The organism is Micrococcus sp., assembly GCF_030523875.1.
Lineage (GTDB): Bacteria > Actinomycetota > Actinomycetes > Actinomycetales > Micrococcaceae > Micrococcus.
Genome location: NZ_JAUNHR010000036.1, coordinates 1 through 21423, shown reverse-complemented (window position 1 = coordinate 21423; position 21423 = coordinate 1). Strand labels below are relative to the sequence as shown.

The following is a 21423-nucleotide window of genomic DNA, read 5'->3' as shown; positions in this document are numbered from 1 at the left end:
GGCTAGCCTCGTCCCCCATGACCAGCACCAGCCCCCGCCCCGGCACCCGGACCGACGACTCCGCCGACACGCCCCGCCAGGACCGCGAGTTCGACCTCATCCTCGTCGGCGCCACCGGCTTCGTCGGCAAGCTCACCGCCGCCCACCTCGCCCGCAGCGCCCCGTCCGACATGCGCATCGCCCTCGCCGGCCGCAGCGAGGACAAGCTCTCGAAGGTCCGTGAGACCCTGCCGGAGGCGGCCGCGGACTGGCCGCTCGTCACCGTGGACACCCTGGACGAGGTCGCGGTGCGCCGCCTGGCCCGGCGCACGCGCGCCGTCGTCACCACCGTGGGCCCCTACGCCGAGTACGGTCGGCACCTGCTGGGCGCGTGCGCGGCCGCGGGCACGCACTACGCCGACCTCACCGGCGAGGTCCTGTTCGTCCGGGACATGATCGACCGCCACCACGCGACGGCGCAGGGCACCGGCGCGCGGATCGTCACCTCGTGCGGGTTCGACTCCGTGCCCTCCGACCTGGGCGTGTACCTCACCGCCCAGCGCGCCGCCGAGGACGGCGAGGGCACCCTCGAGGAGACCGTCCTGCACGTGCGCTCGATGCGCGGCGGGTTCAGCGGCGGCACCGTCGACTCGATGCGCCGCCAGTTCGCCGAGATGGGGCAGGACAAGGAGCGCGCAGCGATCGTGGCCGACCCCTTCGGCCTCTCCCCGGACCGTGACGCCGAGCCGGACCGCCACGACGCCGACCGCCCCGCCTCCGGCGGTGGAGCCGACAAGAAGCAGGCCGCCGAGGGCGTGCGGGGCCGCGTGCGCCGGCTGGCCTCCGCCTCGCCCGTCCGCCGCGCCGGCGGCTCCGGCACGTGGCAGGCGCCCTTCTTCATGGCCGCGTACAACACGCGGATCGTGCGGCGCAGCAACGCTCTGACCGACTGGTCCTACGGCCGCGGCTTCCGCTACAGCGAGGTCTCGGACACCGGCTCCGGCCCGCGGGGCGCCGTGACCGCGGGCGTCATGACGGGTGCGCTGGCCGGCATGGCCACGGGCATGCGGTTCTCCCCGACGCGCGCCCTGCTGGACCGTGCCCTGCCTGCGCCCGGCGAGGGCCCGTCCGAGGAGGACATGGCCCGCGGCCGGTTCGTCATGGAGGTCGAGGCGACCACCACCACCGGCGCCCGCTACATCACCCGCGTGGCCGCGGAGAAGGACCCGGGCTACACCGGCACCGCCGTCATGCTGGGCGAGTCGGCGCTCGCCCTCGCCGCCGAGGACACGGCCCTGCCCGAGCGCGCCGGCGTCCTCACCCCCGCCACCGGGCTGGGGGACGCCCTCGTGGAGCGCCTGCGCGCCCAGGGCTTCACCCTCACCACGGAGCGTCGCGCGGACCGCTGACCCGGAACCGCCCCGCGCACACGGACGCGGCCCCCGCCTCGAGGAGGTGGGGGCCGTCGTCGTCGGGTGGGGCGGTGCCGGGGGAGGAGCCCCCGGCGGGCGGGTCAGTCCGCCTTCATGGTCCCGGTCTCCAGGAAGCGCTGGTGCCAGGAGAGCGCCTCGCCCAGCAGGTGCGGGGTGTGCAGGCCGGCCGACGTCTTCAGGGCGCGCTGGTAGTAGTCCTCCAGCTGGTCCCTGTAGTCCGGATGGGCGCACGTGTCGATGATCATGCGGGCCCGCTGCTTGGGGGAGAGGCCGCGCAGGTCGGCCAGGCCCTGCTCGGTGACCACCACGTGCACGTCGTGCTCGGTGTGGTCCACGTGGGAGACCATCGGCACGATGCAGGAGATGGCGCCGTCCTTGGCCGTGGACGGGGTGAGGAAGAAGGACGTGAAGGCGTTGCGGGCGAAGTCGCCGGAGCCGCCCAGACCGTTCATGATCTTCGTGCCCATCAGGTGCGTGGAGTTGACGTTGCCGTACAGGTCCGCCTCCAGCATGCCGTTCATGGCCAGGACGCCCAGGCGGCGCACGAGCTCGGGGTGGTTGGAGATCTCCTGGGTGCGCAGGATCAGCTTGTCCCGGTACTTCGCCGCGTTGTCGTTGAACCGCTCGGCCGCCTCCGTGGACAGGGAGAACGCCGTGGCCGAGGCCAGGGAGAGCGTGCCGGTGTCCAGGGCGTCCAGCATGCCGTCCTGCACCACCTCGGTGAACGCGGTGAGGCCCGTGAAGCGGGACTTCACCAGCTCCGCCATCACCGCGTTGGCGATGTTGCCCACCCCCGACTGCAGGGGCAGCAGCCGGTCGTCGTAGCGGCCCTGCTTGACCTCGTGCTCGAAGAACTCCACGAGGTGCTGGGCGATGGCGATCGAGTCCGCGTCCGCCGGCTTGAACGGCGAGTTGCGGTCCGGGCCGTGGGTCTCGACGACGGCGACCACCTTGGCGGGGTCGCAGCGCAGGTACTGCTCGCCGATCCGGTCCGAGGGGTGCGTGATCATCACGGGCTGGCGGTGCGGGGGCAGCGCGGTGCCGTAGTAGATGTCGTGCAGGCCCTCGAGGTCCTCGGACTGCCACGAGTTGACCTCGAGGATCACCCTGTCCGCGAGCTCGAGCCAGGACTTGTTGTTGCCGATCGAGGAGGACGGGATCAGGCTGCCGTCCTCGCGGATGCCGGAGATCTCGACGACGGCCACGTCCATGTGCCCGTAGAAGCCCTCCCACACGGTCTGCGCCAGGTGGGACAGGTGCGTGTCGATGTACTCCATGGCGCCCGCGTTGATCTTGGCGCGCATGGTGGGGTCCGTGTTGAACGGGGTGCGCAGCCGCACCGCGTCCGCCTCGGCCAGCGCGCCGTCCATCTCCGGGGCCGTGGAGGCGCCCGTGTGCAGGTCGATCCGGAACGCCTCGCCGCGCTCGTGCATCCGCTTCGCGCGTGCGGCCAGCGCGGACGGCACCGCCTTGGGGTAGCCGGAGCCCGTGAACCCGCTCATCCCCACGACGTCCCCGTCCCGGATGAAGGCTGCGGCCTCCTCGGCGGACATCACCTTGGCTCGCAGGCCGGGGTGGTGGATGCGGGACGACATGGGGCCTCCGGGGCGTGACGTGGGCGACGGGGTGTGGACTGCCAGGGTAGCGGGCAACCGTGTCGAGCCCCTGCCGGTGTCACCCCGCTAGGGTTCGGCCCCATGGGCTACACGCAGGTCGAACTCCAGGCGTACCGGGACGCGACCGTCCCCGACCTGCTGCCGGATCCGCTCCGGCTGCTGTTCATCGGCATCAACCCGAGCCTCTGGACCGCCGCCACCGGCGCCCACTTCGCCCGCCCCGGCAACCGCTTCTACCCGGCCCTGCACCGTTCGGGCCTCACCGGGCACCTGATCGACGCCTCCGCGGGGTACCGCCGCGAGGACCTCGCTGAGCTCACCTCGCGCGGCATCGGGATCTCCAACCTCGTCCCGCGCGCCACCGCCCGCGCGGACGAGCTCACCCGTCAGGAGCTCGAGGCCGCACCGGCGCGCCTGGACGCGCTCGTGGCGGAGCACGCGCCCGCCGTCGTCGCGGTGCTGGGGGTGGGGCCCTACCGGATGGCCACGGGCCGGAGGCGAGCGCAGGTCGGCGAGCAGGAGTCCCCCTGGCCGGACACCCGGCTGTTCGTGGCGCACAACCCCAGCGGCCTGAACGCCCACGCCACCGTGGACTCGCTGGCGGTGCAGTACCGGGAGGTCGGCCGGGCCGCGGGGATCGTCGCCTGAGCGGGCCGACGACGGCGCCCGCACCGGAGCCCCCGCCCGTCAGCGTCGCCTGCGCTCGCGCGGCGTGGGCAGCGGCTGGTTGTCCACGATGGTGCGCATGACGATGGTGGACGTCACCCGCCCGACGCCCGGCAGCGACGCGATCCGCTGGTCCCGCACGTCGGCGAAGTCCTCGATGTCCCGGGCGACCACGCGCAGCAGATAGTCCGGGTCGCCGAACAGCCGCTCCGCGTGGCGCATCTCCGGGATCTCCGCGAGGGCCCGCTCGAACTCGGCCAGCGTGGTGGTGTCCTCCAGGTCCATGGTCACGTGGACCAGAGCCTCGAAGCCCAGCCCCAGCGCAGCCGGGTCCACGTCCGCGCGGTAGCCGCGGATCGCGCCGGAGCGCTCCAGCTCCCGCACCCGCCGGCTGGTGGGGGCGCTCGTGAGGCGCACCCGCTCCGCCAGCTCGTTGACGGCCATGCGCCCGTCCCGCTGCAGGTGGGTCAGGATCTGCCGATCGATCGCGTCCATGCGCACTATTCTTGCGCCTCAGCACCTTTCCGAGCACATCCGATGCGCCCAGAGGCGTGGTCCGCCGCGAACACGACGGCGGCGTGCGCCCCGATCGGGGGAGGGTTGCGGGGACCGAAGGAGTCCCATGCCCGCCACCGCCCTCGTGCCCCTGCTCCCGCTCCTCGCGGGGGCCTTCGCCGTCCCGCAGTACCTGCCCCAGCTGCTGCGGGTGCGCCGCCTCGGCGCCGCGGCCGGCGTCTCCTGGTCCTGGGCCGCCCTCGCCGCGGTGAACAACCTGGCCTGGGCCGTCTACTTCGTGTGGTCCGGCGTGCCCTCCGGGCTCGTGGCCGTGCTCAGCTGCGCGCTCGTGGCCGGCCTGCTCACGCACGCGCTCACCCGTCTGAGCGGCGGCGTCGACCCCCGCCTCGTGGCGGGCGTGGCCGTGTGGGTGGCCGTCATGGCGCTCGCGGGACTGCTCGGCGGCCGCCTCGGGCTCGGCGCCGCCATGAATGTCGCGCTGATCGTGCAGGTGGCGCCCTCCGTGGTCACCGCGTGGCGCTCCCGGGACGTCTCCGGCGTCTCCGTGGGCACCTGGCTGCTGGTGATGGGCGAGCTGACCTGCTTCGGCCTCTTCGGGCTGGCGACGGGGGACCTCACCCTGCTGCTCCTGGGCGTCGTCGGGGACGCGGCCGGGCTGCTCATGCTCGCCCGCGTGGCCTGGGAGCGGGTGCGGCGGCAGCGACCGGCCGTGGATCCGGTGACCGCCCCGGTCCCCGTCGCGGCGGGGACCGCGGGCTGACGGACCACGGGCGGGCGGCTCCGGCGCACGCCCCGCCGAGCGGCTGGCCGAGACCATGGCCGAGTTCCGGCGGATCCCGAACCTCTTCGAGATCCTCAGCTGGGACTACTGGCGCCTGAACCACGGGGTCGGGCTCCCGGACGACGCGCGGGCCCACCGGGACGTGTACCTCGCCTCCCCGGCGGGCCGCGCGCACGTGCACGCCGTCGTCGGGGCGAAGCTGCGGGCCGGCGGGTGCAGCGCCGAGGAGGTCGAGGCCATGCCGGAGGAGGACCGGCTCGCCGCGGCCGAGGGCTTCTTCGGCGGCGGCCACGACGTGATCGTGGCGCGCCGGCACTTCACGGACGGGGCGGCCGACGACCACGCGCTCGCCTCCTCCGGGACGCTCACCCCCGAGGAGCACCACGCCTTCCTCGCCTTCACCGCGGACGCCGCGCGCGAGCTGTACGCGGTGGACCCGGCCGTGGCGTACGTATCCGTGTTCCAGAACTGGCTCAAGCCCGCGGGGCCTCGTTCGACCACCTGCACAAGCAGCTCGTGGCGATCGACGAGGGACTGGTGGTCGCCGCGAACGAGCACGCGGTGCCGTGGCGCGTGATGCTCAAGTGGCGCGTGTCCACCCTGGCCGGGTTCGAGGGCGCCACGAGGATCAACGTCAACACGATCAGCCCGTGGGGAGTGAAGGAGCGGCTCGTCCCGCGGCTGCGTGAGCTGCGCGAGGCCGGGACGATCGCGGCCGGCATCCGGATCGACGGGGAGGCGCGCCTGCAGCGGAACTGCCTGCGGTACGGGCGGACGTCCAGCCGGGATCTGTAGCGTGGGGCCCATGGCCCTGCACCTGCACCGCTACCGCGAGATCGCCCACGTCATGGCGCGGAACGGTCTCATGGCCACGGCCGTGCAGGCCGGGCTGGGCCGGTGGCTGTCCCCGGAGGACCGCGCCGTGCACCACGGGATCGACGCCGAGGCGCGCCCCGAGCTGCTGGTGCGCACCTTCGAGGAGCTGGGCACCACGTTCGTCAAGCTCGGTCAGCTGGTCTCCACCCGCCCCGACCTGTTCCCCGAGTCGTACATCGCGACCTTCGCCCGGCTCACGGACAGCGCCGCGGCGGTGCCGTTCGAGGCGGTCGCCCGCACGGTGGAGGAGGACTTCGGCGCCTCCGTGGACGAGCTGTTCGCCGAGTTCGACCGCCGGCCGCTGGCCACCGCGTCCGTCGGCCAGGTCCACGGGGCGCGCCTGCACGACGGGCGCGACGTCGTCGTGAAGGTCCGCAAACCCGGGGTGGTGGAGGAGGTGAACGCGGACCTGGAGATCATGCGCACCCTCACCGGGCGGCTCTCCCGGGCGTCGCGGACCCTGGCCGACCTGGACGTGTCCGCCATGGTGGAGGAGTTCGACCGCGGCCTGCGCGCCGAGCTGGACTTCGTCGTGGAGGCACGGGCCTGCGAGCAGATCGCCGCCGGGTTCGTCGACACCCCGGGCGTGCGGTTCCCCGCCGTGGAGTGGGAGCTGACCACCTCCCGCGTGCTGACCATGGAGCGCCTGGCCGGGATGCGCGTGGACGACCTGCCCGCCCTGGACGCCGCCGGGATCGACCGGGAGGACCTCGCTTACCGCGCTGCCGACGTGCTGCTGCGCATGGTGTTCGAGCAGGGCGTGTTCCACGCGGACCCCCACGCCGGCAACCTGTTCATCGAGCCGGACGGGACCATCGGGTTCATCGACTTCGGCTCGGTCGGACGCATCTCCCCAGCGGTGCGGGAGAAGTTCGCGGGCATGGCGATGGCCCTGGCCCGCCAGGACGCCGACGCGCTCGTGCGCTCGCTGCTGGAGATCGCCCCGCCGCGCGGGCCCGTGGACCGGCGCCGGCTCCGCGCCGAGGTCGCCCGCATCGTCACCCGCCTCGACGGCCGCGACCTCAAGGACATCCGGGTGCCGCAGCTGGTCTCGGAGATCTTCTCGATCGTCCGCCGGCACCGGCTGTCCCTGCCGGCGGAGCTCGTGCAGCTCTTCCGGATGCTGATCATCGTGGACGGGCTCGGCCGCCGGCTCCACCCCGGCTTCGACTACACGCGGGTGCTGGACCCGTTCGCCCTGCGCCTCGTAGGGGAGCAGCTGGACCCACGGCGGATCGCGGGCCGGATCGGCCGGGCCACGGTGAGCGCCGCCGAGCTGGGCCTCGAGCTGCCCGGGTACGTCCGGGCGCTGATGGAGCGCGTCGAGGACGGCGGCGTGGACGTGAACGTCCGGGCCAGCGAGCTGGAGCCGCTGGTGATGCGCATGGAGCGCACGGGGGACCGGGTGGTGGCCGCCATGGTGGTGGCCGCGATGATCACCGGCGGCACCAACGTGCTGGTGGCCTACAAGGACCGGCTCGGCCCCTTCGCGGGACCGCTCGTGGCCGCCGGCGGCGCCGCCCTCACCAGTGGCAGCGCCTACCTGGCGTGGATCAGCCGCCCGCGCCGGCGCCCGCGCACCTGAGCTCAGACGCCGTAGGACCAGCCGTCCACCAGCCCGCGGGCGTAGGCGGCCTGGCCGAGATGGACCGCGGCGTCGTCGACGATGCTCACGATCCGCACCCCGCGGGTCACCGGGGGCGTGTAGGAGGGGTCGACGACGTCGTCCAGGTCGTCGTCCGAGAGCGTGGCCACGTAGGCCACGAGGGCCTCGACGCACGCCTCGAGGTGCTCGCCCAGGGCGGCGACGTCCGCCACACGCACCGCCCGGACGGCGTCGACGTCGTCCCCGAAGCCGAAGTCGTTCGACGCGCGGTCCACGCCCAGGCGCGCCGCCCAGTCCCCGGCGGCCCACACGGTCTGCTCGCCGCTGAGCGCCGAGGTCTGGACGTCCATCTGCCGGGCCGCGTGCCACAGCAGCCAGGCGATCGGGTTCGCGCGGTCCCCGGGCAGGGTGTGGGCGGCCTCGTCGGTGAGCCCGTCCAGCACGGGGCGGGCGAGGTCGAGGGGGCGGCGGGCGGCGTCGGTGAGCAGTGCGCGGGTGTCCATGCCGCCATGGTCCCGCGCCGGCCGGGGGTCAGGCCAGCCGCGCGTCGAGCCGGGGCTTGAGCGTGCGGATCACCGGCCCGGCCAGCATGCCCACCAGGAACGCGGCGGCCACCGTGCCCTCCCGCACGCCGACCACGGTGCCCAGTCCCACGAGGGAGATGACCACGGCCGCGAGCACGTGCGCGAGGTCGTTGACGATCTTCACCCGGGCGAACTCGAGGTCCCAGCACCGGCAGATCGCGGCGATGAACCCCTCGCCGGCGAGCATGACCACGTCCGCCACGACCTCCAGGCCCACCCCGACCCCCATCACCGCGATCCCCACGGCGCACAGCAGCAGGGACTCGGCGTAGCCGTCGGGGTGCACGTCCCGCAGCAGCCACAGGGCCGCGTCAATCACGACGCCGAACGCGATGCCGATCGGCAGCTGCAGCAGCTGCACGGGCTGGTAGCGGCGGCCGAGGATCACGATCTGTGCCAGGATCATCAGCACGTGCAGGATGATCGTCGCCTGGCCCACCGTCAGCGGGGAGACCAGCGAGACCACGTACGGCGGGGCGGAGATGGTGGTGGTGCCCACCGCGGCGCGGATGGAGAACGCCACGCCGAACGCCACGCCCAGCAGCCCGAGGGCGAACACCAGATACCGGAGGACGTACTCGCGGACGCCGCGGCGTCGGGGTGCGCCCTCCCGCCCTGCCCGCAGTGCGGCGAGGACTGCACGTACGAGTCCGGCGCCCTCCTGACCTGCCCGATGTGCGGGCAGGAGTGGTCGGCCTCGACCGAGGAGGAGGCCGACGGCGGGGCGGGCACGACATCAGCGCCAAGGTGCCCGGTCAGGGCCAGATGTTCCTCAAGTCCTCCGTGGTGAAGCGCGCCTGACCGGCCGGCTCAGTCGCGCCCGGGCCGGCGCCGGGCCTGCTTGACCTCCGACCGCTGCCGCTTGGCCTGCAGCCGGCGCCGCTGGGAGCCGCGGGTGGGCTTCGTCGCCCGGCGGGGGACCTCCGGCGCCAGCGCCTCGCGCAGCAGGGCGGCCACGCGCTCGCGTGCGGCCACCCGGTTGCGCCGCTGGGCGCGGTGCTCGGCGGCGTCCACCTGCAGCACGGTCCCGGCCAGCCGCGGGGCGAGCACCGCCAGGGCGCGGGCGCGCTGGGCGTCGGTGAGCGCCGTCGTGGTGGCCAGGTCCAGGCTCAGCTGGACGCGGGAGTCCGCGGTGTTGACCCCCTGGCCGCCGGGGCCGGAGGCGTGGGAGAAGCGCTCGGTGAGCTCGGCGGCGGGGACCACCAGTCCGCGCGGCACACCGGGGCCCGGCGGCACGTGCAGATCGCCCAGGTCAGCCACTGATCCCGTAGGTGTGGCCCACCGTGTCCTCCTCGGTGAGGGCGTTCAGCAGGAACCGGGCCACGTCCGCGCGGTGCACGGTGCCGCCGAGGGAGCCGGACTCGTCGTCGCGCAGCACGGTGACCTCGCCTGTGGCGGGGGCGTCCTTCAGCCCGGCGGGGCGGACGATCGTCCAGTCCAGCCCCGAGCTGCGGACGGCCTTCTCCTGCGCGGTGTGGTCCCTGAGCGGGCCGGCGAGCACCACGGGGGTGATCCAGCGCAGGGCGCCGCGCAGCTGCCGGGCGGAGCCGCCCGTGCCCAGGGAGGACTGCACGGCCAGGCGGCGCACGCCCTCGGCCTGCATGGCGCGCACCACGGTGCCCGTGACCTGCGTGCGCGAGAGCGGCACGCCCTTGGCGCCGCCCACCGTGACCACCACGGCGTCCGCGCCGGCCACGGCCCGCCGGGCCACGTCCAGGTCCGTCGCCGATCCTGCGACGACGGCGGCGCCCTCCGGCGCGCGCCCGCCCCGGGACACCACGGTCACCTCGTGGCCGTCCGCGAGCGCCGCGGTGACGAGCTCCGCTCCGGTGCCGCCGGAGCCTCCGATGACGGTGATCCTCATGCCGTTCTTCCTCGTTCGTGGGTGTCCTCGTCCGCCGCGGGGGCGGCGTCGTCGTCGCTGTCGATCAGGTCCGCGATCTCGGCGCGGATCGAGGCCAGGTGCGGGATGACCGGGCCCACGGTGACGCCGTCGGCGGAGAGGGCGAGGCCGGGCGTGCCGGTCACCCCGGCAGCCCGGGCGTCCTGCGTGGCGGCGATCAGGCCCGCCTGGTGGTCCCCGGCCATGTCCTGGGCCCAGCGGTGCAGGTCCAGGCCGTCCACCTGCTGGGCCACGAGCGCCAGGTGGCGGGGGGTCACGTAGCCGGAGTTCTCCTCCCGCTGGGTCAGGAGGAACACCTGCACGTAGTCCCAGAGCCGGTCCTGCGCGCCGGCGGCCGCGGCGGCCGCGTGCTGGAGCACGAACACGTCCGGGTCCTCGGTGGTGGTGGCCAGCGGGCGGAACCGCACCGCCAGCGTGCCCGCGCGGACCTCCTCGGCGAGCAGGTCCCTCAGGGCGGTGAAGGCGAACGTCTTCGACGACGGGCACTGCAGGTCGGCCCAGAACGTCAGCGTGACGGGGGCGTCGGCGGCGCCGATCCGCTCCCCGTGCTGGTCCAGGCCGGCGACGGTGGCGTCCAGATGGTCGGTGATCTCCTGCAGGGCCATGGCCTCCATTGTGCCCGCCGCCCCCTAGGCTGGCCGCCATGACCCGGAGCACCCCCGCCGACGACGCCCCCTGCCCGAGCCTCGCGCAACTGCGGGAGCTGGCCCCGTACCTGAGCCGCTGGCTCGCCACGCAGGTGGAGGTGCACCAGGTGCCGGGCGCCCAGGTGGCCGTCCGCCTGGGGGCGGAGCTGGTGCTCTCCGAGGCCTTTGGCGAGGCGGACCAGGCCTCCGGGGAGGCGCTCACCACGGACCACCTGTTCCGGGTGGCCAGCCATTCCAAGACCTTCACCGCCGTCGCCGTGATGCGGCTCGTGGAGGCCGGCCGGATCCGCCTCGACGACACCGTGGCGGACCTGCTGGACGACTGGGCGGACACCCCGCTGGCCGGCGCGACCGTCCGGGAGCTGCTCAGCCACACCGCCGGGGCGATCCGCGACGGCGTGGACGCCGACTTCTGGCAGCTGGACACGCCCTTCCCGGACGCCGGGGCCCTGCGCGCGATCGTCGCGGAGCACGGCGCCGCCTACGCCCCGCAGGAGCACTTCAAGTACTCCAACATCGGCTACGGCGTGCTCGGCGCCATCATCGAGCGCCTCACCGGCGCCGACTACGTCTCCCACGTGACCGAGGCCGTGCTCGAGCCGCTCGGCCTGGTGCGCACCGCCCCGGAGCTCGCCGAGGCGCAGGCGGACACCGGGAACGACGGCGCCCCGCGCCTGGTGGTCGGACACTCCCGCCCGCACGGGCGCAGCCGCTCCCGCGTCACGGTCGGCAACCCGACCACCGGCGCCCTGGCCTCGGCCACCGGCTTCGTCTCCACCGCCGAGGAGCTCAGCCGGTTCTTCGCCGCCCTCGCCCTGGGCCAGGACGGCCCGCTGACGGACCGCAGCCTGCGCCTGATGCACCGCGCCGAGGCGAGCTTCGCCCGGGGGACCGGCACGGGGACGTACGGCCTGGGCCTGATGGGCGTCACCGTGGGGGAGCGCCGCCTGGTGGGCCACTCCGGCGGCTTCCCCGGGCAGATCACCCGCACCCTCGTGGACCCGGACACCGCCCTCACCGTGTGCGTGCTGACCAACGCGGTGGACGGGCCCGCCGACTCCCTGGCCGCGGGCGTCGTGGAACTGATCGGCCTGCTCACCTCGCCCGCCGCGGACTGGCAGAGGCTGCCCGAGGGCGTCACCGAGGAGGACCTGCATCGCCTCACCGGCCGCTACCACTGCCTGTGGGGCGAGACGGACGTCGTGTTCGGCGGGGGCCGCATGGTGATGCTCGATCCGACCGTGTCCGCGCCCCTGGCCTCGGTGCAGGAGCTGCGCGCCCTGGACCCCACCACCCTGCGGGTGGAGGACGAGGACGGCTTCGGCGCCTCCGGCGAGCGGATCCCCTTCGAGCTGGACGACGACGGCCGCGTGGTCCGCATGCGCGTCACCGGCGTCAGCAGCTGGCCGGAGGAGGCCTACCTGGCCCGCCGGGGGGACGCATGGACCTGACCGGCCGCACCGTGGTGGTCACCGGGGCCAGCTCCGGCATCGGCGCCGCCTTCGCCCGCGGGCTGGCCGCCCGCGGTGCCGATCTGGTGCTCGTGGCCCGTCGCGCCGACCGACTCGAGGCCCTCGCCGGGCAGCTGCGCGCCGCCCATGGCGTGACGGTGACCCCGGTGGTGCAGGACCTCGCCGCCCCCGACGCCGGCCGCACCCTCCGTGCGGACCTCGACGCCCGCGGCATCCGGGTGGCGGGCCTGGTGAACAACGCCGGGTTCGGCGCCTCCGGGGCGTTCGCCGAGGCGGACCCCGAGCGCCTCCAGGCGATGATCGCGGTGGACGTGGCCGCCGTCGTCGACCTCAGCCGTGCCTTCCTGGACCAGCTCACTGCCGCCCGCGGCGGGATCCTGGTGAACGTGGCGAGCGTTCTGGCCTACCAGCCCACCCCGCGGATGGCCGTGTACGCCGCCTCCAAGGCGTTCGTGCTCAGCTTCACGGAGGCGCTGTGGGAGGAGTGCCGGGGCACCGGGCTGCGGGTGCTGTGCGTGTCCCCGTCCAGCACGGACACGGAGTTCTTCGACGTCGCCGACCCCGGCGGTTCCGCCCACCGCCCGCGCGCGGCCATGCCCGAGCACGTGGCGGCCGTGGCCCTGGCCGCGCTGGACCGGCCGGACCCGGGGCCCTCGATCGTCACGGACGACCGGTTCGTGCCCCTCCTGGCCCGCGCCCTGCCGCGGCGGGCGATGGTGCGCGTCGTCGGGGCGGTGCAGCGGCGGCTCAGCCGTCCGCCCGGCTGAGCAGCGCCACCAGGAAGTCCTCCGCCGGCGGGTGCAGCTGCCACGTGGAGAACCGGGCGTCCACGCGACAGCCGGTGGCCTCGGCGTCGGCGGCGAAGGCCTCGAACGGGTAGCCGCGGCCCGCGCCGGGCCAGGGTCAGGAGCGCTCGCCTTCGAGCGCCCGGGTGGGCATGTCCGGGCCGGCCGGGCTGAGCCACTGGATGCCGCCGTCGCTGGCCATCCAGCGCGCGGCGGCGATGAGCAGCACCACGCCGAGGGTGTTCAGGATGACGATCACCACGAGGACGCGGGGGTCGTCGAACGCGGTGGTCGCCACGATCAGGGCCGCGGCGGTCCCGCGCTGGGCCGTGCCGAGGCCGCCCACGTCCTTGAGGTGGTCGTGGCCGTCGCCCATCATGTAGCCCACGGTGAACGCCACCACCAGGACCACCAGCCCCACCGCCAGCGCCAGCCACAGCTGCGCGTCGAGGAGGGCGGGCGAGTAGCCGATCAGCGTGGCGACGATCAGGCCGTACAGGGCGATGTTGGAGACTCGGGCGATCCAGGGCTGGATCGCCCCGGCCGCCTTCTGCGCCACCTGTGCGAACAGCATCCCCACCGCCAGCGGCAGGGCCATCTGCACGAGCAGGGCCTGGACCATGGGCCAGACCTCCACCTCGACGCCGGGCATCAGCAGCGGCAGCATCACCGGCATCAGGAGCACCGTGGCGACCATCAGGACCATCAGCACCGTGGCCCCCAGGGCGAGGTCCGACTCCGAGGTCTGGGTGAGCTTGATCAGGAAGGGGGCGCCGGCCGCGAGGCCCATGACGAGCAGACCGGTGGCGTAGTGGGGCTCGACGTCCACGAGCTGGAGGGCGAGCAGCATGAGCGCCGGCGTCACCACGAGGTTCACCAGGACCATGGCCAGGAGGAAGTGCCAGTTGCGCAGGTGCGCCAGGATGCGGGACGGCTTCTGCGTGAGTCCCACGTTGGCCATGCTGGTGAGGACGAAGACGGTCACCAGGATCTGGCCGACCGTCTGGAAGAGTTCGAGCATTGGTTCTCCTTGGAGGGGGTGTCGGGGTCAGTCGTGGGACCGCTGGTGCTGTGAGGGCCCGTCGCCGCCCGCCAGGTCCGCGCGGAGCTCGCGGGGGGATTCCTGCACCTCGTCCCCGGTGAGCAGGCGCCCCTCGTCGTCGACCGGCACCATGCGCAGCGCGAAGCGGTGGGGCTCGCCGTGCCCTCGTCCGGTCTCGTGGGCCAGCCAGCGGCGGGCCTCCTGGATCGCCTCGACGGTGGAGTGGCCGAACTCGTCGTCGCGGGCGTGGACGGCCGCCAGGGCCTCGTCGTCGTCGAACAGGGAGCCGAGCCGGTCCGACCGCTCGAGCTGGCGCCGCAGATCCTCGGAGAGCCCGCTCAGGAGCACACGGCCGCCGTTCTCCTGGACCTCGTCCGCATAGGTGGCCAGCACATCCACGAGGGTGGCGCCGGAGACGCCCTGGCCGCGCATCCGCAGCACGACCGCGGGGCGGTGCACGTCATGGGCCGAGGGGAGGCGCTCGTGCAGGGTCTTGGCGCCGGCGAAGAAGAGGTCGCCGCGCACGACGAGCACGTTCACCGACTCCTCCGCCAGGCTCTGCGGCGGGTCCTCCTCGAACAGGCGTCCCTCGTCGTCGATCCGGACGGCGTGCACCATGACGTCACCGGCCCTCTGGACGGCGTTGAGGATGAAGGAGAGCACGACGCCGGTGAGCACCGCCGACTGCACGGAGACCAGCACGGTCATGACGGCCGTGAGGGTGACCGCCAGCAGGGGGAGCCAGCCGGTGCGGGCGATCGAGGCGACCCGGCGGACGTCCATGGCCCCGAAGCCGGCGAACACCATGAGGGCGCCGAGCACGGCCATGGGGATCATCTCGATCAGCGAGCCGAGGACCAGCAGGAACGCGATCATCCAGGCACCGCAGAACACGAGCGCCATGCGCGTCCCGGCGCCGGCCGACCGGTTGAACATGGACTGTCCCACCGAGGCGCCCACGGGGATGCCGGAGAGCAGGCCCACGGCCACGTTGGCCCCGCCCTGCGCGAGGATGTCCTGGTCGAGGTCCTGCCGGGAGCCGTCCGGGTTGGACAGGGACGTCGAGATCCCCGAGGCCTGCACCGTCATGATCGCCGCGATCGACAGGGCGCCGACGACGATCTCGGCACTGATCAAGGACAGGTCGGGCAGCGACAGCGGAGGCAGGCCGGCGGGGATGGGGCTGACGTCGCCCACCTGCTCCTGGGCGGTCCACCCCAGCAGCAGGGCGGCCGCCGTCGGCACCACCAGGGCGATCACGTTGGACCAGTGGGAGATCTTCGTGCGGGCGACGACGGCGACCAGCACGAGGGCCGCCAGGCCCACCGCGGTGCCCTGTAGCTCCCAGGACCCGAGGTGGGTGAGCGTCTCCGCCACGGCGGAGATCGACCCCTCGCTGCGCGGCTGGTAGCCGACCATGGCGGGGAACTGGTTGAGCACGAGGATGGCGGCCACGCCGAACATGAAGCCCTGCATCACCGAGTACGGGATGTACCTCACCAGACGCCCGGCCTTGAGCAGGGCGAAGGCGATCAGGGCGAGGCCGGTCAGGACGGCCATCAGGAAGACGGCGGGGCCGCGCTGCTCTTCCGGCACGCCCGAGACGGCCTGCCCCGCGGCGATGGCGCCGGCCGACGTCGTGGTGACGATCATCAGGTGGGTGCTGCTGAGCGCGCTGCCCGTGAGCGGCCCCACCGTGGCCGCGTAGAGCCCCGAGACGGGGGAGAGCCCGGCGAGGGAGCCCATGGCGAGGCCGTTGGGCACGCAGACCACGGCGTTGACGAAGCCCGCCAGGACGTCCCGGCCCCAGCGGGGGACGAAGGACGCGGCGGTGAACCCCGTGGGGCGTCCAGCCATGGTGCTCCGATCGGCTCGAGTCAGGAGGCGGGAGGGTCGGACCCTCGGCCCGGCAACGGGCTCGTGGCCTCGACGGTAGCCGTTCCCCCAGGTCAGGGCCAGGCGGGCCCGTCTGCGGCGGGGGGGGGGGGGGGGGGGGGGGCGGGGGGGGGGGGGGGGACCGTGGAGCGCCAGGGGGGGGGGGGCCGGCCCCCCGGCCCGGCCCCGGGCGGGGGGCCCCGCCGGGCGCCGGCCCCCCCGGGCCGGGCCGGGCGGGCCCGGGGGGGGGGGGGGGGGGGGGGGCTCCTCGGCGGAGGAGGGCTACCGTGGACGCCCATGGAGCTCCTCTTCGGCGACGACGTCCTGGCTCGCCCCTCCGCACCCCTGCCCGACGGCGCCCACCACGTGCCCGGGTTCCTCGCCCTGGAGCAGCAGCGGTGGATCGTGGCCCGGTTCCACGAGTGGGCCGCCGGGCCCGTGCCGCTGCGGGCCGCCCGGATCGGCGCGCACGAGATGAGCGTGCGCACCGTGTGCCTCGGCTGGCACTGGCGGCCCTACGCCTACTCGCGCGAGGCCGTGGACGTGAACGGCCACCGGGTCCTGGAGGTGCCCGACTGGATGGTCCGACTGGGCCGGTCCGCGCTCGCGGCCGCCACGGGGGACGAGGCCGCCGCGGCGGCCTACACCCCGGACACGGCCCTGGTGAACCTCTACGAGGGCGACGCGCGGATGGGCATGCACCAGGACCGGGACGAGGTCTCCCGGGCCCCGGTGGTCTCCCTGTCCATCGGGGACACCTGCCGGTTCCGGCTCGGCAACACCCGCACCCGGACCCGGCCCTGGCAGGACGTGGACCTGGCCTCGGGGGACCTGTTCGTCTTCGGCGGGCCCTCCCGCCTGGCCTACCACGGGGTGCCGAGGGTGTACCCGGGCACCGCCCCGGCCGGCTGCGGGCTGGACTCCGGGCGGATCAACATCACGTTGCGGGAGACGGGGCTGGACGGCTGAGGCCGGGGCGGCCCGTGGGCGGACCCGGCCTCAGGACGTGCGGCGCCGTCCGGACGAGTGCCGACTCAGCTCTCCCCGCGCGAGACCCGCAGCGCGGAGCGGATCATCGGGATCTGCAGCGGCAGGCGGGCGTACGCCACGGCCTGCTGCGCCGGCGGTCGGTGCCGCCACCGCCATGCCATCCACATGTTGCCCGGCCACACGCCCACGAACAGGGCGGCGGCCGCCGCGCCCCCGGCCCGGCGGGTGCGCGGAGCGGCGAGCAGCCCCGCCACCGCGAGCTCAGCCACGCCGGACCCGTACGTCCAGCCGCGGGCCGAGCCGGGCAGGGCCGGCGGGATGAGCTGGTCGAACGGCTCGGGCTTCACGAAATGCAGCACGCCCATGCCGCCGAGGGCGGCGGCCATCACCGGGGCCTTCACGCGGCACCGCCCTCGGTGGTGGGGACCTGGATCGGCGGGACCATCTTCGCCGGCTTGGGCCGCAGCGCCGGGACGTCCACCTCGATCACGGACGGCCCGCCCCGCTTGAGGGCCTTCTTCAGGGCCTTGTGGAAGCCCTCGGGGCTGTCGACCCGCTTGTGGCGCAGGCCCACGGACTCGGCGAGCAGTCCGAAGTCCGGGGTGAGCAGGTCCACGGCCCGCTTCTCCGCCCCGCGCGCCTTCTGCAGGTTCCGCAGCACGCCGTAGCCGCCGTCGTTGAACACCACGAGGACCACGCCCGGGGCCTCGGCGGCCAGCACGGCCAGCTCGCCCTGGTGGACGGCCAGGCCGCCGTCGCCCACGATCGCCAGCACCGGGTCCCCGGGGCGGCCGACGCCGGCGCCGATCGCCATGGCCAGGCCCTGGCCGATGCCGCCGCCGGCGGCGAAGACGTTGTCCCGCACGTCGTACACCTCCAGGAGGCGGTTGCCCCACGAGCTGCCCGGCACGGTCACGTCCCGGACGATCACCGCGCGGCGGGGCAGGCGCTCCCGGATCGCGTCGCAGATCCCGGCGTACGCGCCGATGTCCTTCCGGTGCGCGGACCGGGCCGCGTCCGCGGCCTCCCGCACCCGCTGCGCCCAGCCGTCCTCGGTGGCGGGCTCGCCGAGCTCCTCGGTCAGCGCGGCGACGGCGGAGCGGGCGTCCGCCTGCAGGCCCACCGTGACCGGGAAGTTCTTGCCGATCACCTCGGCGTCCAGGTCGATCTGCACATGCCGCTCGGGCAGGGGCAGCGCGAAGTTCTGGGTCTCGTTCCCGCGCAGGTGCGAGCCGATCGTCAGGAGGCAGTCGGCCTCCTCCAGCAGGGGCAGCACGGCCTCGTCCGCGGGGAAGTTGCCGATCAGCAGCGCGTGGTCCTCGGGGACCGTGCCGCGACCGTTCGTGCCGGTCAGCACGCCGGCACCCCACGCCTCGGCGAGGGCGAGCACGTCCGCCCCGGCCTGGCGGGCGCCGCCGCCGGCCCAGATGAGGGGCCGCCGGGCCTCGCGCAGCAGCGCCGCGGCCCGCTCGAGGTCCCGGCGCGCGCCCGTGCGCAGCGTCTCCGTGCGCTCGGGCACCTTGTTCTGCTCGTCCGGCTTCGCCAGGTACTGCAGGTCGATCGGCCAGTCCACGCTCACCGGCCCGGACGGGGCGGCGGCCGCCAGGTGCACGGCCTCGCTCAGGACCGCCCGCGCCTGGCGGGGGGTCTCCACGCGCAGGGCGTGCGCGCTGACGGACTCGAGCATCTGCATCTGGCGCGGCACCTCGTGGTACGCGCCCTTGCCCTCGCCGATCAGGTCGGCGTTGACGTTGCCGGTGATGTGCAGCACCCGGCTCGAGGCGGCCATCGCCTCGAGCATGGATCCGGCCGCGTTGCCCGCGCCCGTGCCGGTGGACGTCAGCGCGACGCCGATCCGACCCGTGGCGCGCGCGTAGCCGTCCGCGGCGTTGACGGCGGCCGCCTCGTGTCGGACGGGGACGAACCGCAGCTCGCGGTCCACGGCCTCCACGAGCGGCAGGTTGTGGATGCTGATCACGCCGAAGGCCACGTCCACGCCGGCCTCCCGCATCACCTCCACGAGGACGTCGCCGCCGGTGCGCTCGTCCGGCACGAGGTCCTCGGTGGGGATCTCGTGCGCCTCGGTGCTGACATGGGAGGTCTTCGCCATCATGGTCCTCTCGTTCACGTGCGCCCGGGTGCGGGCGGCGGAGCTGTCAGCCTAGGAGCCGCAGGACCGCCGGGTCGACGGGTCGGAGCGGCCCGTCGCCCGTCGTCGCAGGCCACACCCCCCTGCGGGGCGCGGCGGAGTGGGCGGGAGCGGATACGGTGCAGGGGAACACTCCGGAACACGCGGTCCCCGCACCGGGACTCCCAGGAAAGGCACGCCATGACATCTCCGGACACGCCGGCCACAACGCCGGCAGACACCCCGAAGAGACAGAGCGCGGGCGCCTCGTGGCGCACCGCCATCGGCGCCGCCCTGTGCATGATCGCCGCCTCCGTGCCGCTGTCCGGGCTCTCCTTCTTCCACCCGTACCAGTTCGCCGTCATGGGCGGGCCGGGCGGGGCCGCCCAGTCCGAGATCCTGCTGTACTTCACGCTGCTGATGCTGGCGATCGTGGTGTCCATGTCCCTGATCGGCAAGGTGCTCCTGCCGAAGACCGGGGCCAAGCCGCTCATGCTCGCCGGCGCCGTGATCGTGGCGGCGGCCCTGTTCCTGTTCTCCCGCGCCGAGACCCCCATGGGGCTCTACGTGGCCGGCATCATGCTGGGCCTGGGCTACGGCTTCTCCTTCCAGCTCATCCCGATGGTGTGGGTGAACAACTGGTTCATCGCCCACAAGGGCCTCGTGGTCGGCATCGTCACCGGCGGCACCGGCATCGGCGGCGCCCTCTGGGCGATCCTGGTCCCCGCGATGGGCGGCACCCCCGCCCCGGGCAACACGGCGTTCCGGGCCGCGTACCTGGTGCTGGCCGGCGTCGTGCTGGTCCTGACGGCGATCGGCACCCTCGTGCTGGCGCGCCACGACAAGCCCGCCGACGTGGGCCTGGAGCCGCTCGGCGCGGAGCAGGCCATGGGCGGCGACGACGAGACGCGCGTCTCCGGCTACACCTACTCCCAGGCGGTGCGCTCGCCGTGGCTGTGGACCCTGGTGGCCTCGATCGTGCTGCTGGGCATCATCCACGGCTCCGCGCAGATCATCACGCCCTACGTGTCCATGCGCGTGACCGCCGAGCCGCCGATGGGCATGGGTGAGGCCGCCGCGTACTACTCCACCGTGATGAGCATCTGGACGCTCGGGCTGATCGCCATGAAGACGCTGCTCGGCTGGATGAACGACAAGATCGGCCTGATCCCCGCCATGGCGATCGCCCTGGCCCTCCAGGCCGGGTTCTTCGTGTTCCTGCCGCACTACCACCAGGTGGGGGCGATCATCCCGATGGTGGCCATGCTGTTCATGTCCGCGGGCATGGCCACCGGCACCGTCCAGCCGCCGCTGCTGACCGGCAAGGCCCTCGGCAACCGGGACTTCAGCCGCATCTACTCCCTGACGGGCGCCTCCTACATCTTCGGCATGGCCGTCGGCGCGCCCATCTGGGGCCTGTTCTACGACCCGCAGACCCGCTCCTACGACCTCGGCTTCCAGCTCGCCCCCGTCGCGGCGGCGATCGTGGTGGTCCTGGCCTGGATCGCCACGAACCGGGGCCCCATGGACTTCCACCGCAAGATCGTCCGCAAGGACGACCCGACGCATCCGGCCACGTCCATCCTCGAGACCATCAACGCCCCCAGCGGCCGCGGCTCGCGCATCCAGGCGCTCGGCGGACGCCGGGCCGGCGCGGAGGCCCCGCCCACCATCGAGCACTGACCCCTTCGGCACACTCGCCCCGCGCCTCTCCTCCCGCTCCGGTCCTCCCGCACACGGCGACGCCGGCTCACGCCTCGGCGTCCGCCTCCGCCTCGTCGACCAGCGGCAGGGCCAGGCGCACCGTCGTCCCGACGCCGCCCGGTCCGCCCTCCAGGGTCAGCACGCCCCCGAGCGCGGCGGCGATCCGTGACGCCACCGGCAGGCCCAGCCCGTTGCCGGGGAGGGGGTCGTTCGAGGCGTGGGAGAGGCGCTCGAACACCTCCTCGCGCTCGTTCTCCGGGACTCCGCGGCCGCGGTCGGTGACCTCGACGACGGCCCACGGGTCGCCGTCGCGGTCCTCGGCGCGCACGTGCACGGACAGGGTGCGGTCGAGGGGCGCCAGGGAGGCCGGGTCCCGCGGCCGGTCGGTGCCGGGGGCGTGGCGGACCGCGTGCCGCGCGTTGTCCAGCGCCTCCTCGAGCACCTGCACGAGCCGCCCGGGATCGGTGTCGGCGAGGAGCTGCGCGCCGTCCTCCGGCGCGTCGAGGTCGAGGAGGAGGCCGGCGTCGTCGTCGGGGAGGCGGTCGTGCCAGGCCCGGGCACCCGTCGAGACGAGGACCCCCAGGTCCACGCGCCGCCGCTCCAGGACCACGTCGTCCTGCTGGAGACGGGCGAGGGTCACCAGGTCGTCCACGAGGCCGCGCACGCGCGTGGCCTCCGCACCCACGTGCCGCAGCGTCTCGCGGCGGTCCTCGGGAGTCTCCCCGGGGTGGTGCAGCCCCGCCTCCATCACCGTCAGCGGGGTGCGCAGGGCGAAGGCGACATCGTCCGTGAAGCGGCGCTCGCGGTCCACGAGGCGCTC

22 protein-coding genes and 1 pseudogene are annotated in these 21423 nt (G+C 74.3%); 11 read left to right on the top strand and 12 right to left on the bottom strand.

Annotation, left to right across the window (positions count from 1 at the left end):
- Positions 1-17 precede the first annotated feature (17 nt).
- Positions 18-1388 carry a trans-acting enoyl reductase family protein gene (locus tag Q4D18_RS06485; protein WP_303126689.1) on the top strand — a complete coding sequence of 457 codons (1371 nt, stop codon included), beginning with the start codon at positions 18-20 and terminating at the stop codon, positions 1386-1388.
- Positions 1389-1492: 104 nt separating this feature from the next.
- Here the strand turns inward: Q4D18_RS06485 and Q4D18_RS06480 are convergent, their stop codons facing one another.
- Positions 1493-3007 (bottom strand): acetyl-CoA hydrolase/transferase family protein, encoded by a 1515-nt coding sequence (locus tag Q4D18_RS06480; RefSeq protein ID WP_303126688.1) that lies wholly within the window; start codon positions 3005-3007, stop codon positions 1493-1495.
- Between the two features lie 102 nt (positions 3008-3109).
- On the opposite strand from Q4D18_RS06480, the gene Q4D18_RS06475 reads away from it, so the two are divergent.
- Positions 3110-3676, top strand: a complete 567-nt coding sequence (locus Q4D18_RS06475; RefSeq protein ID WP_303126687.1) for a mismatch-specific DNA-glycosylase — start codon at positions 3110-3112, stop codon at positions 3674-3676.
- A 39-nt stretch (positions 3677-3715) separates the two neighbouring features.
- Here the strand turns inward: Q4D18_RS06475 and Q4D18_RS06470 are convergent, their stop codons facing one another.
- Complete coding sequence (locus tag Q4D18_RS06470) at positions 3716-4189, bottom strand: Lrp/AsnC family transcriptional regulator (RefSeq protein WP_303126685.1); 474 nt, start codon at positions 4187-4189, stop codon at positions 3716-3718.
- Positions 4190-4316: 127 nt separating this feature from the next.
- Between Q4D18_RS06470 and Q4D18_RS06465 the strand changes: the two genes are divergently transcribed.
- From Q4D18_RS06465 to Q4D18_RS06450, 4 genes are read left to right on the top strand one after another with little or no spacing between them, the layout of a single operon-like run.
- Positions 4317-4970 (top strand): hypothetical protein, encoded by a 654-nt coding sequence (locus tag Q4D18_RS06465; RefSeq protein WP_303126684.1) that lies wholly within the window; start codon positions 4317-4319, stop codon positions 4968-4970.
- Positions 4971-5025: 55 nt separating this feature from the next.
- A complete protein-coding gene (locus Q4D18_RS06460) occupies positions 5026-5568 on the top strand; it encodes a DUF4921 family protein (RefSeq protein WP_303126682.1) in 543 nt (180 codons plus the stop codon).
- Positions 5529-5786, top strand: a complete 258-nt coding sequence (locus tag Q4D18_RS06455) for a DUF4921 family protein (RefSeq protein WP_303126681.1) — start codon at positions 5529-5531, stop codon at positions 5784-5786. Before Q4D18_RS06460 ends, Q4D18_RS06455 begins: the two co-directional genes overlap by 40 nt.
- 10 nt (positions 5787-5796) lie before the next feature.
- Positions 5797-7452 (top strand): AarF/ABC1/UbiB kinase family protein, encoded by a 1656-nt coding sequence (locus tag Q4D18_RS06450; protein WP_303126679.1) that lies wholly within the window; start codon positions 5797-5799, stop codon positions 7450-7452.
- Positions 7453-7454: 2 nt separating this feature from the next.
- Here Q4D18_RS06450 and Q4D18_RS06445 read toward each other — a convergent pair whose 3' ends face one another.
- Positions 7455-7976, bottom strand: a complete 522-nt coding sequence (locus Q4D18_RS06445; RefSeq protein ID WP_303126678.1) for a DinB family protein — start codon at positions 7974-7976, stop codon at positions 7455-7457.
- Between the two features lie 28 nt (positions 7977-8004).
- The gene (locus Q4D18_RS06440; RefSeq protein WP_303126676.1) at positions 8005-8616 is read right to left on the bottom strand and encodes a YitT family protein; all 612 of its coding nucleotides are present in this window, start codon (positions 8614-8616) and stop codon (positions 8005-8007) included.
- A 3-nt stretch (positions 8617-8619) separates the two neighbouring features.
- Here Q4D18_RS06440 and Q4D18_RS06435 point away from each other — a divergent pair.
- Positions 8620-8858, top strand: a pseudogene (locus Q4D18_RS06435) (hypothetical protein).
- Positions 8859-8867: 9 nt separating this feature from the next.
- Here the strand turns inward: Q4D18_RS06435 and arfB are convergent.
- The 3 genes from arfB to Q4D18_RS06420 are packed head-to-tail and all read right to left on the bottom strand — an operon-like array spanning position 8868 to position 10565.
- Complete coding sequence (gene arfB / locus Q4D18_RS06430; RefSeq protein ID WP_303126690.1) at positions 8868-9308, bottom strand: alternative ribosome rescue aminoacyl-tRNA hydrolase ArfB; 441 nt, start codon at positions 9306-9308, stop codon at positions 8868-8870.
- Position 9309: 1 nt separating this feature from the next.
- Positions 9310-9921 carry an NAD(P)-dependent oxidoreductase gene (locus Q4D18_RS06425; RefSeq protein WP_303126674.1) on the bottom strand — a complete coding sequence of 204 codons (612 nt, stop codon included), beginning with the start codon at positions 9919-9921 and terminating at the stop codon, positions 9310-9312.
- Positions 9918-10565, bottom strand: a complete 648-nt coding sequence (locus Q4D18_RS06420; protein WP_303126672.1) for a thioredoxin domain-containing protein — start codon at positions 10563-10565, stop codon at positions 9918-9920. Before Q4D18_RS06420 ends, Q4D18_RS06425 begins: the two co-directional genes overlap by 4 nt.
- Positions 10566-10603: 38 nt before the next feature.
- On the opposite strand from Q4D18_RS06420, the gene Q4D18_RS06415 reads away from it, so the two are divergent.
- Positions 10604-12058 (top strand): serine hydrolase, encoded by a 1455-nt coding sequence (locus Q4D18_RS06415; protein WP_303126671.1) that lies wholly within the window; start codon positions 10604-10606, stop codon positions 12056-12058.
- Positions 12049-12846: an SDR family oxidoreductase gene (locus Q4D18_RS06410; protein WP_303126669.1), complete on the top strand. Its 798-nt coding sequence runs from the start codon at positions 12049-12051 to the stop codon at positions 12844-12846. Before Q4D18_RS06415 ends, Q4D18_RS06410 begins: the two co-directional genes overlap by 10 nt.
- 136 nt (positions 12847-12982) lie before the next feature.
- Here Q4D18_RS06410 and Q4D18_RS06400 read toward each other — a convergent pair whose 3' ends face one another.
- A complete protein-coding gene (locus tag Q4D18_RS06400) occupies positions 12983-13885 on the bottom strand; it encodes a bile acid:sodium symporter (RefSeq protein WP_303126668.1) in 903 nt (300 codons plus the stop codon).
- Between the two features lie 27 nt (positions 13886-13912).
- The gene (locus tag Q4D18_RS06395) at positions 13913-15763 is read right to left on the bottom strand and encodes a SulP family inorganic anion transporter (RefSeq protein WP_303126667.1); all 1851 of its coding nucleotides are present in this window, start codon (positions 15761-15763) and stop codon (positions 13913-13915) included.
- Between the two features lie 315 nt (positions 15764-16078).
- On the opposite strand from Q4D18_RS06395, the gene Q4D18_RS06390 reads away from it, so the two are divergent.
- Positions 16079-16750, top strand: coding sequence for an alpha-ketoglutarate-dependent dioxygenase AlkB (locus Q4D18_RS06390; protein ID WP_303126666.1), 672 nt, complete (start codon positions 16079-16081; stop codon positions 16748-16750).
- Between the two features lie 65 nt (positions 16751-16815).
- Here the strand turns inward: Q4D18_RS06390 and Q4D18_RS06385 are convergent, their stop codons facing one another.
- Together Q4D18_RS06385 and Q4D18_RS06380 are read right to left on the bottom strand one after the other, a co-directional pair.
- On the bottom strand, positions 16816-17157 hold the full coding sequence (locus Q4D18_RS06385) for a hypothetical protein (protein WP_303126665.1): 342 nt from the start codon (positions 17155-17157) through the stop codon (positions 16816-16818).
- An 11-nt stretch (positions 17158-17168) separates the two neighbouring features.
- Positions 17169-18884, bottom strand: coding sequence for a thiamine pyrophosphate-binding protein (locus Q4D18_RS06380; RefSeq protein ID WP_303126664.1), 1716 nt, complete (start codon positions 18882-18884; stop codon positions 17169-17171).
- Positions 18885-19100: 216 nt separating this feature from the next.
- Between Q4D18_RS06380 and Q4D18_RS06375 the strand changes: the two genes are divergently transcribed.
- Positions 19101-20582 (top strand): MFS transporter, encoded by a 1482-nt coding sequence (locus Q4D18_RS06375; protein WP_303126662.1) that lies wholly within the window; start codon positions 19101-19103, stop codon positions 20580-20582.
- A gap of 67 nt (positions 20583-20649) precedes the next feature.
- On the opposite strand, the gene Q4D18_RS06370 is transcribed toward Q4D18_RS06375, so the two are convergent.
- Positions 20650-21423 (bottom strand): sensor histidine kinase KdpD (locus Q4D18_RS06370; RefSeq protein ID WP_303126660.1); only part of this gene is annotated, 774 nt, incomplete at its 5' end.

Bases quoted from the DNA above. Each gene is read 5' to 3' on its own strand.
- Q4D18_RS06485 (WP_303126689.1), top strand. From the start codon at position 18: ATGACCAGCACCAGCCCCCGCCCCGGCACCCGGACCGACGACTCCGCC.
- Q4D18_RS06480 (WP_303126688.1), bottom strand. From the start codon at position 3,007: ATGTCGTCCCGCATCCACCACCCCGGCCTGCGAGCCAAGGTGATGTCC.
- Q4D18_RS06475 (WP_303126687.1), top strand. From the start codon at position 3,110: ATGGGCTACACGCAGGTCGAACTCCAGGCGTACCGGGACGCGACCGTC.
- Q4D18_RS06470 (WP_303126685.1), bottom strand. From the start codon at position 4,189: ATGGACGCGATCGATCGGCAGATCCTGACCCACCTGCAGCGGGACGGG.
- Q4D18_RS06465 (WP_303126684.1), top strand. From the start codon at position 4,317: ATGCCCGCCACCGCCCTCGTGCCCCTGCTCCCGCTCCTCGCGGGGGCC.
- Q4D18_RS06460 (WP_303126682.1), top strand. From the start codon at position 5,026: ATGGCCGAGTTCCGGCGGATCCCGAACCTCTTCGAGATCCTCAGCTGG.
- Q4D18_RS06450 (WP_303126679.1), top strand. From the start codon at position 5,797: ATGGCCCTGCACCTGCACCGCTACCGCGAGATCGCCCACGTCATGGCG.
- Q4D18_RS06445 (WP_303126678.1), bottom strand. From the start codon at position 7,976: ATGGACACCCGCGCACTGCTCACCGACGCCGCCCGCCGCCCCCTCGAC.
- Q4D18_RS06425 (WP_303126674.1), bottom strand. From the start codon at position 9,921: ATGAGGATCACCGTCATCGGAGGCTCCGGCGGCACCGGAGCGGAGCTC.
- Q4D18_RS06420 (WP_303126672.1), bottom strand. From the start codon at position 10,565: ATGGCCCTGCAGGAGATCACCGACCATCTGGACGCCACCGTCGCCGGC.
- Q4D18_RS06415 (WP_303126671.1), top strand. From the start codon at position 10,604: ATGACCCGGAGCACCCCCGCCGACGACGCCCCCTGCCCGAGCCTCGCG.
- Q4D18_RS06410 (WP_303126669.1), top strand. From the start codon at position 12,049: ATGGACCTGACCGGCCGCACCGTGGTGGTCACCGGGGCCAGCTCCGGC.
- Q4D18_RS06400 (WP_303126668.1), bottom strand. From the start codon at position 13,885: ATGCTCGAACTCTTCCAGACGGTCGGCCAGATCCTGGTGACCGTCTTC.
- Q4D18_RS06395 (WP_303126667.1), bottom strand. From the start codon at position 15,763: ATGGCTGGACGCCCCACGGGGTTCACCGCCGCGTCCTTCGTCCCCCGC.
- Q4D18_RS06390 (WP_303126666.1), top strand. From the start codon at position 16,079: ATGGAGCTCCTCTTCGGCGACGACGTCCTGGCTCGCCCCTCCGCACCC.
- Q4D18_RS06385 (WP_303126665.1), bottom strand. From the start codon at position 17,157: ATGGCCGCCGCCCTCGGCGGCATGGGCGTGCTGCATTTCGTGAAGCCC.
- Q4D18_RS06380 (WP_303126664.1), bottom strand. From the start codon at position 18,884: ATGATGGCGAAGACCTCCCATGTCAGCACCGAGGCGCACGAGATCCCC.
- Q4D18_RS06375 (WP_303126662.1), top strand. From the start codon at position 19,101: ATGACATCTCCGGACACGCCGGCCACAACGCCGGCAGACACCCCGAAG.